The sequence below is a fragment of the Actinomadura terrae genome (assembly GCF_022751215.1).
GTDB lineage: Bacteria > Actinomycetota > Actinomycetes > Streptosporangiales > Streptosporangiaceae > Spirillospora > Spirillospora terrae.
On sequence record NZ_JAICDG010000001.1, the window covers coordinates 1,623,692 to 1,640,175 of the forward strand.

16 protein-coding genes are annotated in these 16,484 nt (G+C 74.1%); 5 read left to right on the forward strand and 11 right to left on the reverse strand.

Features of this window, described 5'->3' with window-relative positions; translation table 11 throughout:
- Window positions 1–5 precede the first annotated feature (5 nt).
- Complete coding sequence (locus K2F47_RS07265) at window positions 6–476, reverse strand: MarR family winged helix-turn-helix transcriptional regulator (RefSeq protein WP_242901978.1); 471 nt, start codon at window positions 474–476, stop codon at window positions 6–8.
- 86 nt (window positions 477–562) lie between these two features.
- Between K2F47_RS07265 and K2F47_RS07270 the strand changes: the two genes are divergently transcribed.
- Entirely contained in the window at window positions 563–1,042 is a 480-nt protein-coding gene (locus tag K2F47_RS07270; protein WP_242901979.1) for a hemerythrin domain-containing protein, read from the forward strand.
- 6 nt (window positions 1,043–1,048) lie between these two features.
- Here the strand turns inward: K2F47_RS07270 and K2F47_RS07275 are convergent, their stop codons facing one another.
- Both K2F47_RS07275 and K2F47_RS07280 read right to left on the reverse strand, forming a co-directional pair.
- The gene (locus K2F47_RS07275) at window positions 1,049–1,420 is read right to left on the reverse strand and encodes a nuclear transport factor 2 family protein (RefSeq protein WP_242901980.1); all 372 of its coding nucleotides are present in this window, start codon (window positions 1,418–1,420) and stop codon (window positions 1,049–1,051) included.
- 80 nt (window positions 1,421–1,500) lie between these two features.
- Window positions 1,501–2,727 (reverse strand): DUF6986 family protein, encoded by a 1,227-nt coding sequence (locus K2F47_RS07280; RefSeq protein ID WP_242901981.1) that lies wholly within the window; start codon window positions 2,725–2,727, stop codon window positions 1,501–1,503.
- A 175-nt stretch (window positions 2,728–2,902) separates the two neighbouring features.
- On the opposite strand from K2F47_RS07280, the gene K2F47_RS07285 reads away from it, so the two are divergent.
- Window positions 2,903–3,709 carry an SAM-dependent methyltransferase gene (locus tag K2F47_RS07285; RefSeq protein WP_242901982.1) on the forward strand — a complete coding sequence of 269 codons (807 nt, stop codon included), beginning with the start codon at window positions 2,903–2,905 and terminating at the stop codon, window positions 3,707–3,709.
- A gap of 78 nt (window positions 3,710–3,787) precedes the next feature.
- Here K2F47_RS07285 and fmdA read toward each other — a convergent pair whose 3' ends face one another.
- The 4 genes from fmdA to K2F47_RS07305 all read right to left on the reverse strand — a co-directional run bounded on the left by fmdA (window position 3,788) and on the right by K2F47_RS07305 (window position 7,289).
- Window positions 3,788–5,035, reverse strand: coding sequence for a formamidase (fmdA, locus tag K2F47_RS07290; RefSeq protein ID WP_242901983.1), 1,248 nt, complete (start codon window positions 5,033–5,035; stop codon window positions 3,788–3,790).
- Window positions 5,036–5,104: 69 nt separating this feature from the next.
- Window positions 5,105–5,740, reverse strand: coding sequence for an AmiS/UreI family transporter (locus K2F47_RS07295; RefSeq protein WP_242901984.1), 636 nt, complete (start codon window positions 5,738–5,740; stop codon window positions 5,105–5,107).
- Between the two features lie 13 nt (window positions 5,741–5,753).
- Entirely contained in the window at window positions 5,754–6,032 is a 279-nt protein-coding gene (locus tag K2F47_RS07300) for an FmdB family zinc ribbon protein (protein ID WP_242901985.1), read from the reverse strand.
- 189 nt (window positions 6,033–6,221) lie between these two features.
- Complete coding sequence (locus K2F47_RS07305) at window positions 6,222–7,289, reverse strand: substrate-binding domain-containing protein (RefSeq protein ID WP_242901986.1); 1,068 nt, start codon at window positions 7,287–7,289, stop codon at window positions 6,222–6,224.
- Between the two features lie 61 nt (window positions 7,290–7,350).
- Here K2F47_RS07305 and K2F47_RS07310 point away from each other — a divergent pair, with 61 nt between their 5' ends.
- Window positions 7,351–7,788, forward strand: a complete 438-nt coding sequence (locus K2F47_RS07310) for a MarR family winged helix-turn-helix transcriptional regulator (protein WP_242901987.1) — start codon at window positions 7,351–7,353, stop codon at window positions 7,786–7,788.
- A gap of 160 nt (window positions 7,789–7,948) precedes the next feature.
- Here the strand turns inward: K2F47_RS07310 and K2F47_RS07315 are convergent, their stop codons facing one another.
- Genes K2F47_RS07315 through K2F47_RS07330 form a run of 4 tightly spaced genes read right to left on the reverse strand, consistent with a single transcriptional unit; the run spans window position 7,949 to window position 12,776 of the window.
- Window positions 7,949–8,872, reverse strand: coding sequence for an aldose 1-epimerase family protein (locus K2F47_RS07315; RefSeq protein ID WP_242901988.1), 924 nt, complete (start codon window positions 8,870–8,872; stop codon window positions 7,949–7,951).
- A gap of 31 nt (window positions 8,873–8,903) precedes the next feature.
- On the reverse strand, window positions 8,904–10,340 hold the full coding sequence (locus K2F47_RS07320; protein ID WP_242901989.1) for a YlbE family protein: 1,437 nt from the start codon (window positions 10,338–10,340) through the stop codon (window positions 8,904–8,906).
- Window positions 10,337–11,797, reverse strand: a complete 1,461-nt coding sequence (locus tag K2F47_RS07325; protein WP_242901990.1) for an AllF/FdrA family protein — start codon at window positions 11,795–11,797, stop codon at window positions 10,337–10,339. Before K2F47_RS07325 ends, K2F47_RS07320 begins: the two co-directional genes overlap by 4 nt.
- Window positions 11,798–11,840: 43 nt before the next feature.
- A complete protein-coding gene (locus K2F47_RS07330; protein WP_242901991.1) occupies window positions 11,841–12,776 on the reverse strand; it encodes an oxamate carbamoyltransferase subunit AllH family protein in 936 nt (311 codons plus the stop codon).
- Window positions 12,777–13,000: 224 nt separating this feature from the next.
- On the opposite strand from K2F47_RS07330, the gene K2F47_RS07335 reads away from it, so the two are divergent.
- Both K2F47_RS07335 and K2F47_RS07340 read left to right on the forward strand, forming a co-directional pair.
- Window positions 13,001–14,824 (forward strand): PucR family transcriptional regulator, encoded by a 1,824-nt coding sequence (locus K2F47_RS07335; protein WP_242901992.1) that lies wholly within the window; start codon window positions 13,001–13,003, stop codon window positions 14,822–14,824.
- A gap of 207 nt (window positions 14,825–15,031) precedes the next feature.
- Window positions 15,032–16,483, forward strand: coding sequence for a uracil-xanthine permease family protein (locus K2F47_RS07340; RefSeq protein WP_242902599.1), 1,452 nt, complete (start codon window positions 15,032–15,034; stop codon window positions 16,481–16,483).
- The last annotated feature ends 1 nt before the right edge of the window (window position 16,484 follow it).

Here is a 16,484-nt window from a genome sequence, read left to right on the forward strand (position 1 = left end):
CCGGGTCAGCGTGAGCGGGCCTCGGTGACCGCGCGCTCGTAGGCGAGCAGCGTGTCGATGAACATCCGGCGCTCGGCGGCCGTCAGCGGCTCCAGCGCGGTACGCCACGCGCCCGCGCCCTGGCCGAGCCAGCCGTTGACGGCGGGCAGGTGCTCGGGGGCGACGCTCACGATCGTCCGGCGCCGGTCGGCGGGGTCCTCCGCGCGGTGCAGGATGCCCTGCCGGCTCAGGTCGCCGACCATCAGGCTCACCGTGGCGGGCGCGACCTCCAGCCGCCCGGCCAGCTCGTTGACGCTCATCGGCCCGTCGAACAGCAGGTAGGCGAGCAGGGACAGGTGCCGGGGCGCCAGGTCGAAGCCGGCCAGCTCGTCCGGGACCCGGATCCGCTTGGCGGCCGACACCAGCCGGGGCATCAGCAGCAGCATCGTGCGGATGCCGTCGTCGACGCCGGGTCCCGCGTGCTCATCGGTTGACATGCGCTGGCCGTCCAAAATAGCTTTGTCTTATAAAAGACTTTGCTTCCAAAGCAAAGTCTGCCGGGCGTACCCAGGATAGGAGACCGATGACCGAGAGCCCCTCGAACGCGACCACGGGACCACGGCCGGGCGGCGCCGTGTCGCTCGGCGACGCGCTGGTGAGAATCCACGACGACCTGCGGGTTCGGCTCGCCGCGCTGCGGGAGGAGGTGCTCGCGTTCTTGGACGGCCGGCAACCGGCTCCGGATCTGGCCGCGCAGCTGCGCGAGCACTGCACGGAGGTCTGCGGCGCCCTCGGCGAGCACCACGACAACGAGGAGACGCGCGGGTTCCCGCTGCTGGAGAGGGAGGCGCCGCACCTCGCGCCCGTCCTCGACCGGTTGCGCCGCGAGCACGTCGAGGTGGAGCGGGCCCGGCGGAACCTCCAGGCCCTGCTGGACGACCTCGGCGCGGCCGACCCCGAACGCGTGCGCGCCGAGCTCGACCGGGTCACGGCCCGGCTCGACGCGCACTTCGCCTACGAGGAGGAGCAGCTCCGCGGCGCCCTCAACGGCATCTCGGTCTGAGGTGCGTCAGGGTGCCTGCTGGGGCGACAGGTGCATGCTCGCGATGCGCCACGTCCCGTCCCGCCGCAGGTAGACCTGCGTGACGCGGAACCTGCCCTCCGTCGGACGCCCCTGGTGGGTCGCCTCCTGCACCTGCGTGCCGATCGCGATCGCGGTGTCACCGAAGACGCGCACGCCGACGGCCCGCAGCGTGAACGCGGTGACCTTCAGCCCGCCCTCGTAGCGGCCGATCCACTGCTCCTTGGTGAGGACGTAGCCGACCGGCCCGACGGCGCGGAAGTCCTCGTCGAGCAGCTCGGCCAGGGCCCCGGTGTCCATGGCGCGCTCGGCGTCCGCCCACCGCTCGCCCAGCTTCCGCACTTCTTCTTCAGCCGACATGGCCATCTCCTCTGAGTGAGTACTCACTCAAAGCTAGCTGAGCGAACGCTCAGCGGCAACCGCCGAAGAAGGAGAGGAGGTCAGGCGAGCTCGGACGCGGGCAGCGCGCTCTCGTCCAGGGCGCCGCAGTCGACGGCGCGGCGCAGCCGGGCGGTGAGCGCGGTGATGGTCGCGGGCTCGTCCAGCACCCCGCCGCCGTGCCCCGCCGCCTGGTCGTGCCAGGCCCGGACGCGGCCGATGACGTCGTCGACGCCGGTCAGGTGGAAGCCGTAGACGGCGGCGTACCGGCTCGGCAGGTGCGCGGGGTGCAGGTCCCAGCCCTGGTAGAAGCCGTGCCGCAGCGAGTGCCTGACGTGCGCGGCGTGCACCGACCAGGCGATGTTGACCTCGTCCGGCCCGTCGTTGCGCGGGATGACGTTGGTCGAGCCGTCCGACAGCCGGACGCCGCTGCCCGCGAACGCGACCTGCATGAGGTCGCGGGCGAAGTCGCAGGCCGGGTGGTCGAGGCGCTGCTCCTCGGGGGGCAGCCCGAGCGCGGCGGTGTAGTCGAACACGCCGAAGTGCGCGGCGGTGAGCCGGCCCGCCGCGGCGTCGGGGTAGCGGAGCAGGGCGACGCGTCCGTCCTCGTCCAGCAGCGCGTCGGGGGTCTCGACCTGGATCTCGAACCGCAGGATGCCCGCCGGGAGGCCGAGCGCGGTCTCCAGCCGCTCCAGGTACTCGGCGAACAGCTCGACCTGCCCGGCCGTCTGGACCTTGGGGAAGGTGATCGTGAACCCGCCGGGCAGGCGCCCGAGCCGGTCGCGCAGCGTCGTGAGGAACCCGTCGAGCGTCCGCATCGCGCGGTCGTGGCCTCCGTCGGCGAAGGACTTCACCCGCACGCCCCAGTAGTGGGGCAGGCTCTTGGCCTGGTACGCGGCGGCGACGGCCTCGGCGACCTGCTCGACGTGCGCGTCCTCCTCGGCGTCGCCGCGCACGCCGTAGCCGTCCTCGAAGTCGATCCGCACGTCCTCGACCGGCTCGCCGGACAGCTTCGCCGCGACCCGCTCCCGGACGAGCCCGGCGATCTCCGGGTCGAGCCCGAAGGCGGCGCCGAACGAGCCCGCGCCGGGCGTGTGGGTGTTCAGCAGCCGCAGCCCCTCGGCGCCGAAGTCGGCGGGCGTCGAGCGGGAGAACCGGTCGGCCGGGACGTAGACCGTGTGCACCGGCTGGCGGCCCTCGGCGGGCCCGGGGCGGCGCTCGGCGTGGCGGGCGCGCAGAGCGGCGACGCGCGCGGACAGGTCGTCGGTCGAGGAGACGCTGAGGTTCACCCCGCCATGATCCCCCATGTCGCAGCGGTGCGGAAGCGATCCGGCGGGGTTCGCGTCCGATCGCCGGGAGATCGCCGGACGATCGCCGGACGGGGGGTCGCCACCCGAAGATCAAGAGCGGTCACGAGGGCATATGATCCCGAAAACAGGTCCCACTTTCCTTTCGGGGTTGTACATGACGGACAGTAAGATCGACCTAAAGACGGACATACCTCACTCCGCACGTGTTTATGACTACATTCTCGGCGGAAAGGACAATTACCCCGCCGACCGGGCCGCCGCGGGCGCCATCGTCGCCGACTGGCCCAACCTCCCGAAGTCCATGCGCGCGAACCGGAACTTCATGGCGCGGCTCGCGCACCACCTGGCCGCCGAGCACGGCATTCGCCAGTTCCTTGACATCGGCACCGGGCTCCCCACCTCGCCGAACCTGCACGAGGTCGCGCAGTCGGTCGCGCCGGACGCGCGCATCCTCTACGTCGACAACGACCCGATCGTCCTCGTGCACGCGCGCGCCCTGCTGACGAGCACCCCCGAGGGCCGGACCAGCTACCTCGACGCCGACTTCCTCGACGCCGACGCGATCCTCGGCTCGGCGCAGCTGCGCGACACCTTCGACCTGAGCCGTCCGGTCGCGGTGAGTTTGATCGCCATCGTCCACTTCATGCCCGACGACGCGGAGGTGCAGGGGATCATCGACCGGCTCCTGGAGCCGCTGGCGCCGGGCAGCCTGCTCGCCGTCTCCGCGTGCACGGCCGACAGCGCGCCCGAGGAGGTCGAGGCCGGGGTCGCCGCCTACAACGCGAACGGCATCCCGATCGTCGCGCGCGACAAGGAGCGGTTCGGAGGCTTCTTCCGCGGCCTGGAACTGCTCGACCCGGGCGTCGTCCTCGTCAACCACTGGCACCCGGACGAGGAGGCGGCGGCCGTCGACGACGCCCACGTCCACATGTACGGCGCCCTCGCCCGCAAGCCCGCCTGAAAAGGCGGGCGGCCCCCACACGCCACATCGCGTGGGGGCCGCCCCGAGCGGGACCTGTTGTGTTGTGAGGAGACCGCGTCAGGAAGAGACCGCGCAGCTTCCGCGGTCGGCGCGGCGCGGGCCGTCGGCGGTCGGGCGGATGTCGAAGTCGAAGATCTCGGTGGGCAGGTAGAGCGAGCAGCACGCGTTCGGGATGTCGACGACGCCGCTGACGCGGCCCTCGATCGGCGCGGCGCCGAGCAGCAGGTACGCCTGCTCGCCGCTGTAGCCGAACGTCTTCAGGTACTCGATGGCGTTGAGGCAGGCGTTGCGGTAGGCGACGGTGGCGTCGTTGTACAGGTTCGTGTCGCTCTCGTGGTCGACCGAGATGCCGATGAACGACAGGAACTCGCTGTAGCGCGGCTCCACGTTGCCGGGCATGAAGATCGGGTTCGTGGTGACCCCGTACTTCTCCATGCCGCCCTTGATGATGTCGACGTGGAAGTCGATGAAGCCGCCCATCTCGATCGCGCCGCAGAAGGTGATCTCACCGTCGCCCTGGCTGAAGTGCAGGTCGCCGCCCGACAGCAGGCCGCCCGGCACGAACACCGGGTAGAACACCCGGGCGCCGCGGCTGAAGTTCTTGATGTCGTGGTTGCCGCCGTTCTCCCGGGGCGGGACGGTCCGCGCGCCCTCGCGCGCCACGGCCTCCAGGTCGGAGCCGGTGAGCGTCCCGGCGAGCGTGCCCTGCTCCAGCGGCGGCAGCGCGTACGGCGGCACCCGGGTCGGGTCGGTGTCGATGAGCGCCTGCTCCCGCCGGTTCCAGCGGGCGAGCAGCTCGGGCGAGGGCGCGGTGCCGAACAGGCCGGGGTGGGTGATCCCGGTGAAGCGCACGCCCGGGATGTGCCGGGACGTGGCCTGCTGGCCGTGGAAGTCCCAGATCGCCTTGTAGGCGTCCGGGTACTGGTCGGTGAGGAAGCCGCCGCCGTTCTGCTTGGCGAAGATCCCCGTGTAGCCCCAGCCCTGGCCGGGGACCGAGCCGGTCTCCTGCGGGATCGGCCCGATGTCGAGGATGTCGACCACGAGCAGGTCGCCGGGCTCGGCGCCCTCGACGGCGATCGGGCCGCTCAGCATGTGGCAGGGCGACAGGTCGACGTCGCGGACGTCGTTGGCGGAGTCGTTGTTGCCGATCTGCCCGTCGGTCCACTCCCGGCACTCCACCCGGAACTCCGATCCCGGGCGGACGGTCGCCGCCGCCGGGATCGCGTGGTGCCACCGGTTGTGGCCGGGGTGCGCCTGGTCGCGCATGGACCGGGCCTGGTCGACGCTGAACACTACTTCGGGCATCTGTGCCTCCGTCTTTCTCGGTGCTGTGCCGTGCTGTCTCGGTGCCGGCTCTGTGGTGGGCGTGCTCGGTCAGGTGGCGGAGGGCGTCGGGGGTGTCGGGGGAGTGGAGGAGGACGCGCGGCGCGGGCCGGCGAGGACCCACAGGCCCACGACGGCGACCACGGCGCAGATCGCGAACGGCACGGCGAGCTTCGGCCCGGTCGTGTAGTGGTCGGTCAGCAGCAGGAACGCCGGCAGCACCGCCGTCCCCCAGGCGGCGACGAACGTCACCCAGCCGGTGTAGCGGGTGTACTCCTCGCGCTTGAGGCCGAGGACGACGAAGAACAGGAACCACAGGAACGACCAGCAGAGCCAGATGACCCCGAACGGGTGGTCCTTGACGTCGAAGAAGTTGATCGCGGAGAAGACCAGCGCGGTCACCGACACGAACAGCGAGAACCAGCCGACGCCGGTGGTGTCGAGCCCGGCGAGCAGGCCGATGCCGACATAGAGGTAGGTGAAGCCGAACAGGTAGATCCCCGACGCCGCCGTGATCGCGGCGAGGTCGTCCCCCGCCTTGACCAGCAGCAGCGTCGGCAGCACGACCTGGAGGGCCCCGACGAAGAGGTTGAGGACGGCGGCCGCCCTCGCCTCGACGTGTCCGAGCAGCATCATCGCGTTGACGAACAGCACCGCGCCGACGTACAGCAGTCCCACGTTTCCCATGACCGGCTCCCCGCTAGGGCCGGGGCAGCTTGGCGTGGCGGGGGTCGCTCGGCGGCGCGGGACGGCGCGGCTCCGCGGGCCGGGACACGACGCGGGGCTCGTGCGCGGAGGCCTCCTGCGCGGCCCTCGCGCGGTTCAGCGGGCTTCCGGCGCGTCCGAGGGCGGGCGCGGTGAACACCCGCCGCGCGGCGCCGCCGCACTCGGCGCAGGGGCGCTCGGGCGCGGCCTGCCCCATCGGCAGCGCGAGGTCGTAGGGGCCGCAGCCGGAGCAGCGGTATCGGTACGTGACCATGGCGGGCCTCCCAGCCGATTTACTTCCCACAGAAACTATTTCGTACGGAAGTATCTGTCAATGACGGTTTCGGCGGACGGAAGCGCCGTGGAACCGGCACCGGACCGATGCCCCCGATCGGGAGGTCGAACCAGGTCAACGGTGGTCAGCCGGCGTGTTCCCCGGGTGGGTGGAGGCGGCCGGGCGGATTCAGAGGCAGTGGATGACGTCGAAGTCGAGGCCGTCGGCGGCGGCGAGGAAGACCCGCTGGCGCAGGTGCCGGTCGCGCATCTCGACCGAGCCGCGCGGGCCGTCGTAGCCGAGCCCGTCCGACACCGCGCGCATTTGGCGCGCGTCCACGCTCTGCGCCCGCCGCGCCAGTTCGCTGAACAGCCGGACGCCCTCGTAGCAGGACTCGCCCAGGCTGTTGAGGACGGGTGCGTCCGCGCCGAACCGGCCGTGGTAGCGGGCGCCGAAGTCCAGGCCCCCGGCGGTCGGCAGCGACTCGAAGTAGCCCGCCGCCGCGAACAGCCCGCGGGTGCTGTCGGCGCCGGTGGCCAGCAGCATGTTCTCGTCCATCAGGGGGCTGAAGCGGACCAGGTCGCGGTCGAGGCCCGAGCGCGCGAACGCCCGGTTGAACGCGACCGCGTCGTCGCCGACCAGCAGCATCAGCACCCCGTCCGACCCGCTGCGGGCCAGCCGCGCCAGCACGCCGCCGTAGTCCTGCGTGCCGAGCCCGACGAAGAACTCCGCGCTGACCTCGCCGCCGAGGCCGTCCAGGTAGCCGCGGATCGCCCCGGCCGTGAGCCGGGGCCACACGTAGTCGTCGCCGACGATCGCCCAGCGGCGCACGCCCAGCTCGTCGGCGAACCAGCGCAGCGCGGGCCGGAGCTGGCGGCCCGGCGTCTCACCGGTCAGGAACACCCACGGGGCGCGCTCCCCGCCTTCGTACAGCGGCGTGTAGACATAGGGGACGCGGCCGGCGACGCGCGGCGCGACCAGCTCGCGCACGGCCGAGATGTGCCACCCGGTGACGGCCTGGACGGCACCGGTGGAGACGAGCGCGTCGACCTCCGCCGCCACCCGCTCGGGGGCGGCGCCGCCGTCGACCACCGTGAACCGCACCTCGCGGCCCAGCACGCCGCGGTGCCCGTTGATCTCCTCGGCCGCGAGCCGCGCGCACAGCTCGCAGGACGGGCCGAAGATCCCCGCGGGCCCCTGGAGCGGTATCACCAGCGCGATCGTGAGCGTTTCCGTGTCGCCGGGCGTCGAGACCATCGGCAGGTCCGCATGGTTGAGAGGTGAATAATTCGTCTGTGAACGGTACCCTGTGCCCTCGATGGAGGCAATAAGAACAGGACGCAGCGAAAGGGACTTTTCCCAGCTCCTCGCGCTCGTCGACCGCCGGGTCGCGGCGCGGCTGACCGCCGTGCTCGCGGAGGCCGGGCGCGGGCTGGACGAGTGGCGCGTCCTCGGGCTGCTCGCCGACGGCCGGGGCCACGCGATGACGGAGGTGGCCGAGCACGCGATGCTGCCGCCGCCGACCCTCACCAAGCTCGTCGACCGGATGGTGTCGGCCAACCTCGTCCACCGCCGGGTCGACGACGGCGACCGCCGCCGCGTGCTGGTGTTCCTCACCCCGCGCGGCCGCGAGACGCACGCGACGCTCGCCGCGGCGATCGACGCGGAGTGGGAGCGGCTGTCCGACGCCGTCGGCCCGGAGGAGATGGCGCTGCTCGGCGCCCTGCTCTCGCGCGTCGCCGCCCGCCTGGCCTAGGGCGTGTTTCACAAAGCGGCCTCAGCCGTCACGCGGGCGCGTAGCTGACCGGTGGGGCGACGCCGAAGGCGAGCCCCACCGGGAAGATCGCGAAGCGATCCGCGCCCGCAAAGGCACGGTCCAGGCACGAGCCGCCAGGCGAGTGCCTTGGGCCGGGACTTTAAAACACGGCCTGGATTCCCCAGCTGCCGGTGAAGGCGTCGCCCGGCGCCAGTTCGATGACCCCCTCGCCGGACGCGAACGCGTTCGGCGGGCACGTCATCGGCTCGACGGCGAGGCCCGCGCGGGGCTCGCGCGCCTCCTCGCCGGTGTAGATCTGCGTCCACGGGTGCGCCTCGTCCGACCAGAGCGCCACCGCGCGGCCGGCGCCCGCCAGCGTCACGACCGAGCGCCCGTCGCCGTCGCGGGCGAGGTCGGTGAAGCAGTTGTCGATCTGCCGGTCGCCGAGCAGCGGGCCCGTGCGCAGGTCGCGGTCGGTGCCGGTGACGTCCAGCGGCGGTCCGGACGGGAGCTTGCGGGGCCCGACGGGCTGGTACCGGTCGGCGAGCAGCGTGACCGTGCACGCGTCGACGGGCTCGCCGACGGTCAGGTACGGGTGGGCGCCGTGCCCGTAGGGGGCGGTGACGTCCCCCCGGTTGGACGCGGTCAGCCGGACGGTGAGCCCCGCCTCCTCCGACAGCGCGTACTCGACGTCCAGGTCGAGGCGGAACGGGTACCCGGCGGACCCGAGCAGCCGGTGCGCGAGCCGCACCCGGTCGGGCTCCCGCAGCACCGCGCGCCACGGCACCCAGCGCACCAGCCCGTGGATGGCGCAGTCGGTGTCCGGGTCGGAGATGTCGAGCCGGTGGGTCGCGCCGCCGTGGTCGTAGCGGCCGTGGTCGAGCCGGTTCGGCCAGGGGGCCAGCAGCTGCCCGGACGCGGCGGGCGCGTTCTCCCCGGCGCCGTGGGCCAGCACGAGGGGCGCGCCCCCGTGCGTCAGCTCGCGCAGCGTGGCGCCCGCCTCGGTGACGACGGCCTGGTAGGGCCCGGCGATGAGCGCGTGCTGCTCACCGGTGATCGGCCCTGTGGTAATCGGCTCGGTCATGGGCGGGACGCTACCTCGTGACCGACCCCCCTCACGCCATTTCCGCCAAGGCGCGCAGCGCGTCCTCGAAGACGTTCGCGGGCGGCTCGACCAGGCCCGCGCCGACCTGGCCGGTACCGGGCTCGCGTCCGGCGATGCCAGTGTCGATGACCGGGAGGATCCCGGTGCGGACGACGCGCGTCACGTCCACGCCCACGGGGGTGCCGCGGAACGACAGCAGCGGGATCTGGAGCGCCGGGTGCTCGGCGAGCGTGATCTCGTACATCCGGCGGGTCGCGGCGACCGCGTCGGGCACCTCGCCGCCGACGAACCGGACGATCGCGGGCGCGGCGGCGAGCGCGAACCCGCCCATCCCGGCGGTCTCGGTGATGGCGGAGTCGCCGATGTCGGGGTTGGCGTCGTCCGGGCCGTAGCCGCCCAGGTAGAGGCCGTCGGGCACGCCCGCCGGGCCGGTGAACCAGCGGTCGCCGGTCCCCGAGACCTGGATGCCGAAGTCGGTGCCGTTGCGGGCCATCGCGACGACCATGCTGGAGCCGGGGACGCCGCGCGCCGCGTCCGCCGCCGCCTTCGCCGCCGCCATCCCCGCGTTCAGGAAGAAGTGGTCGTTGCCCGCCGCGAACCGCAGCGCCTCCGCCGCCCGGCCGCGGTCCACCTCCGGCGCGGCGGCGAGGTCGGGTGCCAGCTCGCGCAGCAGCAGCGACGTCGCCGCGCGGTTGCGGTTGTGCAGCTCGTCGCCCATCTGGAGCGCCTGCGCGATGACCGACAGCAGGTCCAGCGGGCCGTGCCGGCGCACCGCCGCGCGCAGCGCCGGGCCGAGCACCTCGCCCATCCAGACGAGCCGCTCGATCACCTCCGGCCCGTACGCGCCGTACCGCAGCACCTTCCCGAGGCCCTCGTTCAGCGAGCAGTAGGAGGTGCCGCCGTGCTCGGCGTCCTCCACGACCAGCATCCACATGGACGGGCTGACCACGCCCGCCATCGGCCCGACCGCGCCGTGGTGGTGGCACGGCTCGAACGTCGCGGCGCCGCGCGCCAGCTCCCGCTCGGCGCCGAGCGGCGTCTCGGCGAGGCCCTCCAGCAGCATCGCGCCGATCAGCGCGCCGCGCATCGGGCCGGACGCGCGCTCCCACTCCAGCGGCGGCCCCGCGTGCAGGAACGCGCCGGGCTCCAGGCCGAGCGCCTCCCGCGCGGGACGGACGTCCACCAGGTGCGGGCGCGCGGTCACCATCCGGCCGACCGCGCGGGCGTTGGCCTCCGCGTGGCCGGGGGAGCCGAGGACGGCGGCGAGCGCCGCGTCCGTCCCGGGCGGGGGCGGGCGCCAGTCGACGGTCTCGACCCGGACGGCCTGGTCCGCCAGCGCGTCGGCGAGCACGTCCACGCCGGCGGCGACGACCACCGGTTCGCGCGTGAGCAGCCCGCCCAGCGGCCGCCGCTCCGCGCCGCCCGTCCCGCTCATCGCCCCGCTCACCCCGGTGCCCCTTCCGCGCGCTCCAGCGCCTCCACGAGCTTGACGGCGCGTCGCGCCGCCTGCGCGTTGGAGGCGTACACGTCGGCGCCCGCCTCGCGCAGCGCCGCCGCCTGCCGGTCGCGGTCCTGCGGGTCGGCGGGCGTCCCGCACAGCGACACCACGGCCGCCAGATCGGAACGGTCCCTCAGCGCGGCGGCCAGCACCGGCGCCAGCGCCGCGGCGGGGTCGGGCTCGGCGCCGAAGCCGAGCACCACGTCCAGCAGCAGGACGCCCGCCTCCGGGTCGGCCGCCGCGTGCGCGAGCGCCTCCAGCCGCAGCGACGGGTCGATCATCGGGTGGGCGCGCCCCCGCGTGAAGGCGTCGCCGCCGAAGTCGACGAGGGAGTGGCCGCGCGCCTCCAGGTCCCAGCCGAGCGCGCCGCGCGCGATCACGGCGGCCTCCTCGCGCAGCGTCCCGCCCGCGAACAGGCCGCGCAGCTCGCGTCCCGCCACGGCGGCGGGCCGCCGCCGCGCGGGCCAGCGCGGCCAGCGCGGCACCGGCCGGCCGAGCGCGCGCAGCGCGGTCTCGGCCGCGCGGGTCAGGTCGTCCTCGCCGGGCATCGGCAGCGCGAACACCACGGGCGTGTCGAGCCGCCGCGCCGCCTCCCGGATCAGGTCCGCGACGCGCGGCGCGGGGGGCTTGGAGACCAGCATGATCAACTCGGTGCCGGGGTCGGCGTCCAGGGCCGCCAGCGCCGCCAGCGCCGACCGCCCGCTCACCTGCGAGGACAGGTCGCGCCCGCCGACGCCGAGGACATGGCTGACGCCGGTGCCCGCCGCGTCCAGCAGGCACATGAGCTGCTGCGCGCCCGTCCCGGACGCGGCGACGATCCCCACCGGGCCCGGCCGGACCGCGTTGGCGAACCCGAGGCCCGCGCCGCCGACGACCGCGGTGCCGCAGTCGGGGCCCATCACGATCAGCCCGCGCCGCGCCGCCGCCTCCTTCAGCGCGATCTCCTGCGCGACCGGCACCCCGGCACTGAAGATCATCACGTTGAGGCCCGCGTCGAGCGCGTCCATCGCCTCGGGGAACACCCCGGGGCCGGGCACCGACAGCAGCGCCACGGTCGCCTCCGCGCGGGCCGCCGCCGACGCGGTCGTGCGCGCCGCCGGGGCCTCGCCGAGCAGGCCGCCCCGGTCGGGGACGCGGGACGCCTCGACGAGCAGCCCGTCCAGCGCCGCCCGCGCGGCCTCCAGCGCGGCGGCGTCGCGCGCGTGGACCGCGACCACCAGGTCGCCGGGGCCCGCGTCCGCCGGGACGTCGAAGCCCATCCGTTTCATCGTCTCAACGTTGAGCGGCGTGCCCATCGCGGCCATCGCGCCGGTCACGCCGTCCCGCTCGGAGACGGCGCGGCTCACCCGCATCAGCGTCACCGAATCGTGGTAGCCGCCCGGCCGCACCTCGACCCACCGGCTCACCCGCGCCCCTCCCGAGAGACCATGCCGAGCCGCATGCGAACCCTCATGCGGTGGCCCTGCGCGTCTGGCGCGCCACCGCGGGCGCGCACAGCGCGAGCGCGGCGCGGCAGCCCGCGAGGACGCCCCAGGCCAGGTCGGCGCCGGAGGTGTGGCCCACCGCCAGCAGCCGCCGCACGGCCGGGGCCGCCGCCTCGTGCCCGGCGACGCCGCGCAGCACCGCCGCGACCTCGCCGCCCGCGCCGCCCTCCGCCGCGAAGTGCAGCAGGGTCGCGGCGAGCGCGGTGGTCCGGGTGCCCGCGTCGGCGGTGACGGCGGCGCCGAGCCAGTCGGCCAGCCGCACCGCGGGCCCGCCGCCGGTCACCGCCGCGCCGACGAGCCGCAGCGTCACCAGCAGCCCGGACAGGATGTCGTCGCCGCTCGGCGTGAGCCCCGGGCCGAGCCCGACGATGCGCTCGGCGGCCTCCACCGCGCCCGCGAGGTCGCCCGCCGCGCAGCACTCGGCGAGCCGCGCCGGGTCGGGGTGCCCGGCGAGGCCGCCCCCGGTCATCCCGGCGGCGGCGAGCGCGGTCTCCAGCGCGCGGACGCCGCGGGCCAGCTCGGCGGGACGCATCCCGCCGAGTTGGGGCGAGGGGTCCCACCAGCGGCGGACCCGCACGCTCAGCAGCCCGGCCTCGACGCGCCCGTCGCCGACCCACGCCTCGCCGCCCTCGCGGACCGAGCGGAACGGCTGGTCGCGGCGGGCCGCGCCGACCACCATCGCGTTCGGCAGCCGGTTGGCGTCGGAGCCGACGACGGCCACCACGCGCGGCTCCCGCTCGCCGCGTGTCTCCAGATACACCGCGGACGGGAACACCGCGAGGACGCGCGCCGCGCGGCGCGGCGCGTCCAGCAGCGGGCGCAGCGCCAGGCTGGCGGCGCCCGCGGTCTGGGGGCGGGAGCCCGACCGGAGCGGGATGGGCTCGCGTACCAGGGCAGTCACGGATCCTCCCGAGGCCGGGGTCGGACGCCTTCCGCCGATGCCTCCACCGAGCGGGCGGCCCGGCCTCTGCGCAGACGCTAGACCGGCCCCCGCGACGGACGTATGGGGAAAGCTGCCAAGGATGGTTGTCATCGTTCGTCTTTGTTGTCAGGGTTGATCAGGTACTGGTAGCGATCTCGCCGCAATGGGCGATGTACGCACCAAAAGGCGAGGTGACCCCTGGCATGAGTTACACCACTGCGGACCCGGGCCCACCGGCCCTCAGGCTCGCGAGCACCGGAACGCTGACCTACGGCCTGTCCGTCGGAGAGGTCCTCGGCGTCAGCACCCTCAACGGCGCGCGCCTCATCGCGGGCCGCGCCGGACTCGAACGCATCGTGCAGCGGCTCAACGTGATGGAGGTCCCCGACATCCTGTCGTGGGTGAAGCCGAACGAGCTCCTCCTCACCACCGGCTACCCCCTGCGCAACACCCCCCAGTCGCTCGACAACCTGGTCGCCGACCTCGACGAGCGCGGCCTCGCGGCCCTGGCCATCAAACTGGGCCGCTACCTGGAATCGCTCCCCGCGGAAATGATCGCGCAGGCCGACCGGCGCGGCTTCCCCCTGATCCTGCTCCCCAACGACGTCGGCTTCGACGACATCCTGAACCAGGTACTGACCGACATCCTGAACCGCCAGGCCGCCGTGCTCGCGCGCACCGAGGAGGTGCACCGCGCGCTCGTGCAGATCGTGCTGTGCGGCGGCGGCCTTCAGGAGGTCGTGGACGAGGTCGCGACGCTGCTCGACGTCGCGGTCGTCGTGCTGGACGGCGAACAGCGGGTGCTGGCCGGAGCCGGCCCCGAGGAGCACGTCCAGGCGATGCGCGCGTTCGACGCGGGCCGGCACACCGCGTGCGGCCGCGGCGGCTGCGGCATCACCGGCGCGCACGGCACGTCCGACCACCTGGTCGTGCCCGTCGTCGCGGGCGGGTTCGACCACGGCCGCATCATCGCCTTCAGTCCGGGCGGGACGCTGCGCGGAACCGATCTCGGCATCCTGGAGCGTGCCGCGACCGTGGCCGCGCTCGTGGTGACCAAGCAGCAGGCCGTCGCGGCGGTGGAGAGCAAGTACCGCGCCGACTTCCTGCGCGACATCCTCGCGGGCCGCGCCGGCGAGGACGACCGGGTCGTCGCGCACTGCGACGGGTTCGGCTGGGACCTGGACCGCCCGATGATGGTGGTCGTGGCCGAGCTGGACGGGCGCCCGCGCGGCACCGGCGCGCCGGGCGCCGAGCCCGAGGGCCGGACGGCGCGCGACGCGCGGCGCCGGGCCGCGGGCGCGGCCGCGGGCTCCACCCCGGGCGCCGCCGCGGGGGCCGACCCCGACGGCGGGGCGCGCGGCGTCCGCGGCGCCGAGGAACGCTCCGCCCAGGAGCGGCTGGCCGCCGCGTGGACGATGGCCGTCCGGCGGCACGACAAGGGCGCCGCGGTCGCGAGCTTCGCGCACGAGGTCGTGGCCGTCATCGGCGCCGACGGCGACGACCCGGCGGAGCTGTCGGCCGGTCCGGTGCAGGCGATGGTCAAGGAGGCGTCGTCGGTGTTCGCCGAGCACCTGCCGGTGCGGCGGACGTTCTCCACCGGCATCAGCCGGACCGTGACGTCCCCGGCGCAGCTGCCCGAGGCGTACGAGCAGGCCGTCAAGGCGGTGCGGGTCGGGCGCCAGCTGCACGGCGCGGGCGCCCGCGCGCACTTCGACCAGCTCGGCGTCTACCGGCTGCTGAGCCTGGTGTCGGACCCGGACGAGCTGCACGCGTTCGTCCGCGAGACGCTGGGCGACCTCGCCGCCGACGACGAGCCGGAGCTGGTGGACCTGCGGCGCACCCTCCAGGTGCTGCTGGAGACCAACCTCAACGTCGCCGAGACGGCCCGTCGACTGCACTTCCACTACAACACGCTGCGATATCGCATCGGGAAACTGGAGCGGATGCTCGGGGCGTTCACCGAGGACGCGCATCTACGGCTCAACCTCACCCTCGCCCTGCACGTGCTGCGCATGCGTGGTATCTGAGTGTAGTGGCGCGCGGCGCGGCGGCATATCACCGGCACGCGCCATTTTCGGCACGCCCTCACAAGCCCGGGGTCGCCGCAAGGCGACCCCGGCGACCGGTCCTCCCAAACCGGTACGCGGGCTTTGGCAGATGTCGCCGGTGCCCGCTCACCTGGGTAGATCTACCTTGCCCGCATGAACGCGGGCCGACGAGCCGGGGAGGGCCGCATGTCGATCGGCTGGAAGCTGCACGGCGACGGGCGGACGCCGCCGCCGGGCGAGGTCGTCGGGCCCGGCGAGCGGCTGACCTGGCCCCGCACCGCCGGGATCGGCGCGCAGCACGTGGTGGCGATGTTCGGGGCGACGTTCGTGTTCCCGGTCGTGATGGGCCTGGACCCGAACCTGTCGATCATGATGTCGGGCGTCGCGACGATCCTGTTCCTGCTGGTCGTGGGCGGACGGGTGCCGAGCTACCTCGGCACCAGCGCCTCGTTCGTCGGCGCGGTCGCGGCGATCCGCGCGGCGGGCGGCGACAGCGCGACCGTGACCGGCGCGATCCTCGTCGCCGGGCTGGCGCTCGCGGCGGTCGGGCTGACCGTGCACGTCCTCGGCGGCGAGGTCGTGCACCGGCTGTTCCCGCCCGTGGTGACCGGCGCGGTCGTCATGCTGATCGGGTTCAACCTGGCGCCGGTCGTCGCGACCGTCTACTGGCCGCAGGACCAGTGGGTCGCGCTGGGGACGCTGGGCTTCGCCGTGCTGTGCACGGTGCTGCTGCGCGGCTTCTGGGCGCGGATCTCGATCCTGCTGGCGCTGGTGTTCGGGTTCGCGCTGTCGTGGCTCCTCGACGCGACGTCCGGCAAGATCACCTCCGTGCTGCCCGGGCAGAACCTGCTGGACGCGTCCGGCAAGGCCTGCCATGCCGAGGGCCCCTACTGCGTCGCGACGGCGTTCCCGCACGACCGGCTGGGCTTCTCCGGCGTGGACGCCGCCGACTGGTTCGGGTTCCCCGACCTGCACGCCCCCGACTTCAAGACCTCCGCGATCCTGCTGGCGCTGCCGCCGGTCATCGCGCTCATTGCCGAGAACACCGGGCACGTCAAGGCCGTCTCGGCGATGACCGGCGAGAACCTCGACCCGGTGCTCGGCCGCGCGCTCACCGCCGACGGCGCCGCGACCGCGCTCGCCACCGCCGTCGGCGGCTCCCCGACCACCACCTACGCCGAGAACATCGGCGTGATGGCCGCGACCCGCATCTACTCGACCGCCGCCTACTACGTCGCGGCGGTCGTCGCGATCACGTTCGGGCTGTGCCCGAAGTTCGGCGCGCTCGTCGCGGCGACGCCGGGCGGCGTGCTCGGCGGCATCACCGTCGTGCTGTACGGGATGATCGGGCTGCTCGGCGCGAAGATCTGGATCGAGAACCGGGTGGACTTCGGCGACCCGGTCAACCTCGTCCCGGTCGCGGCGGCGGTCATCCTCGCGATCGGCGACGTGCGGCTCGACATCACCGACGACTTCCCGCTCCAGGGCATCGCGCTCGGCACCGTCGCCGTCCTGGTCGGGTACCACCTGCTGAACGCGGTGGCGCGCCGCCCGGACGGGAAGGGCGGCGGCGTCATCGCGCCCGACGAACGCGAGATCGGCGGGCCGGTCCGCCCGCCGACGTCCGGCGCGGGCTGAG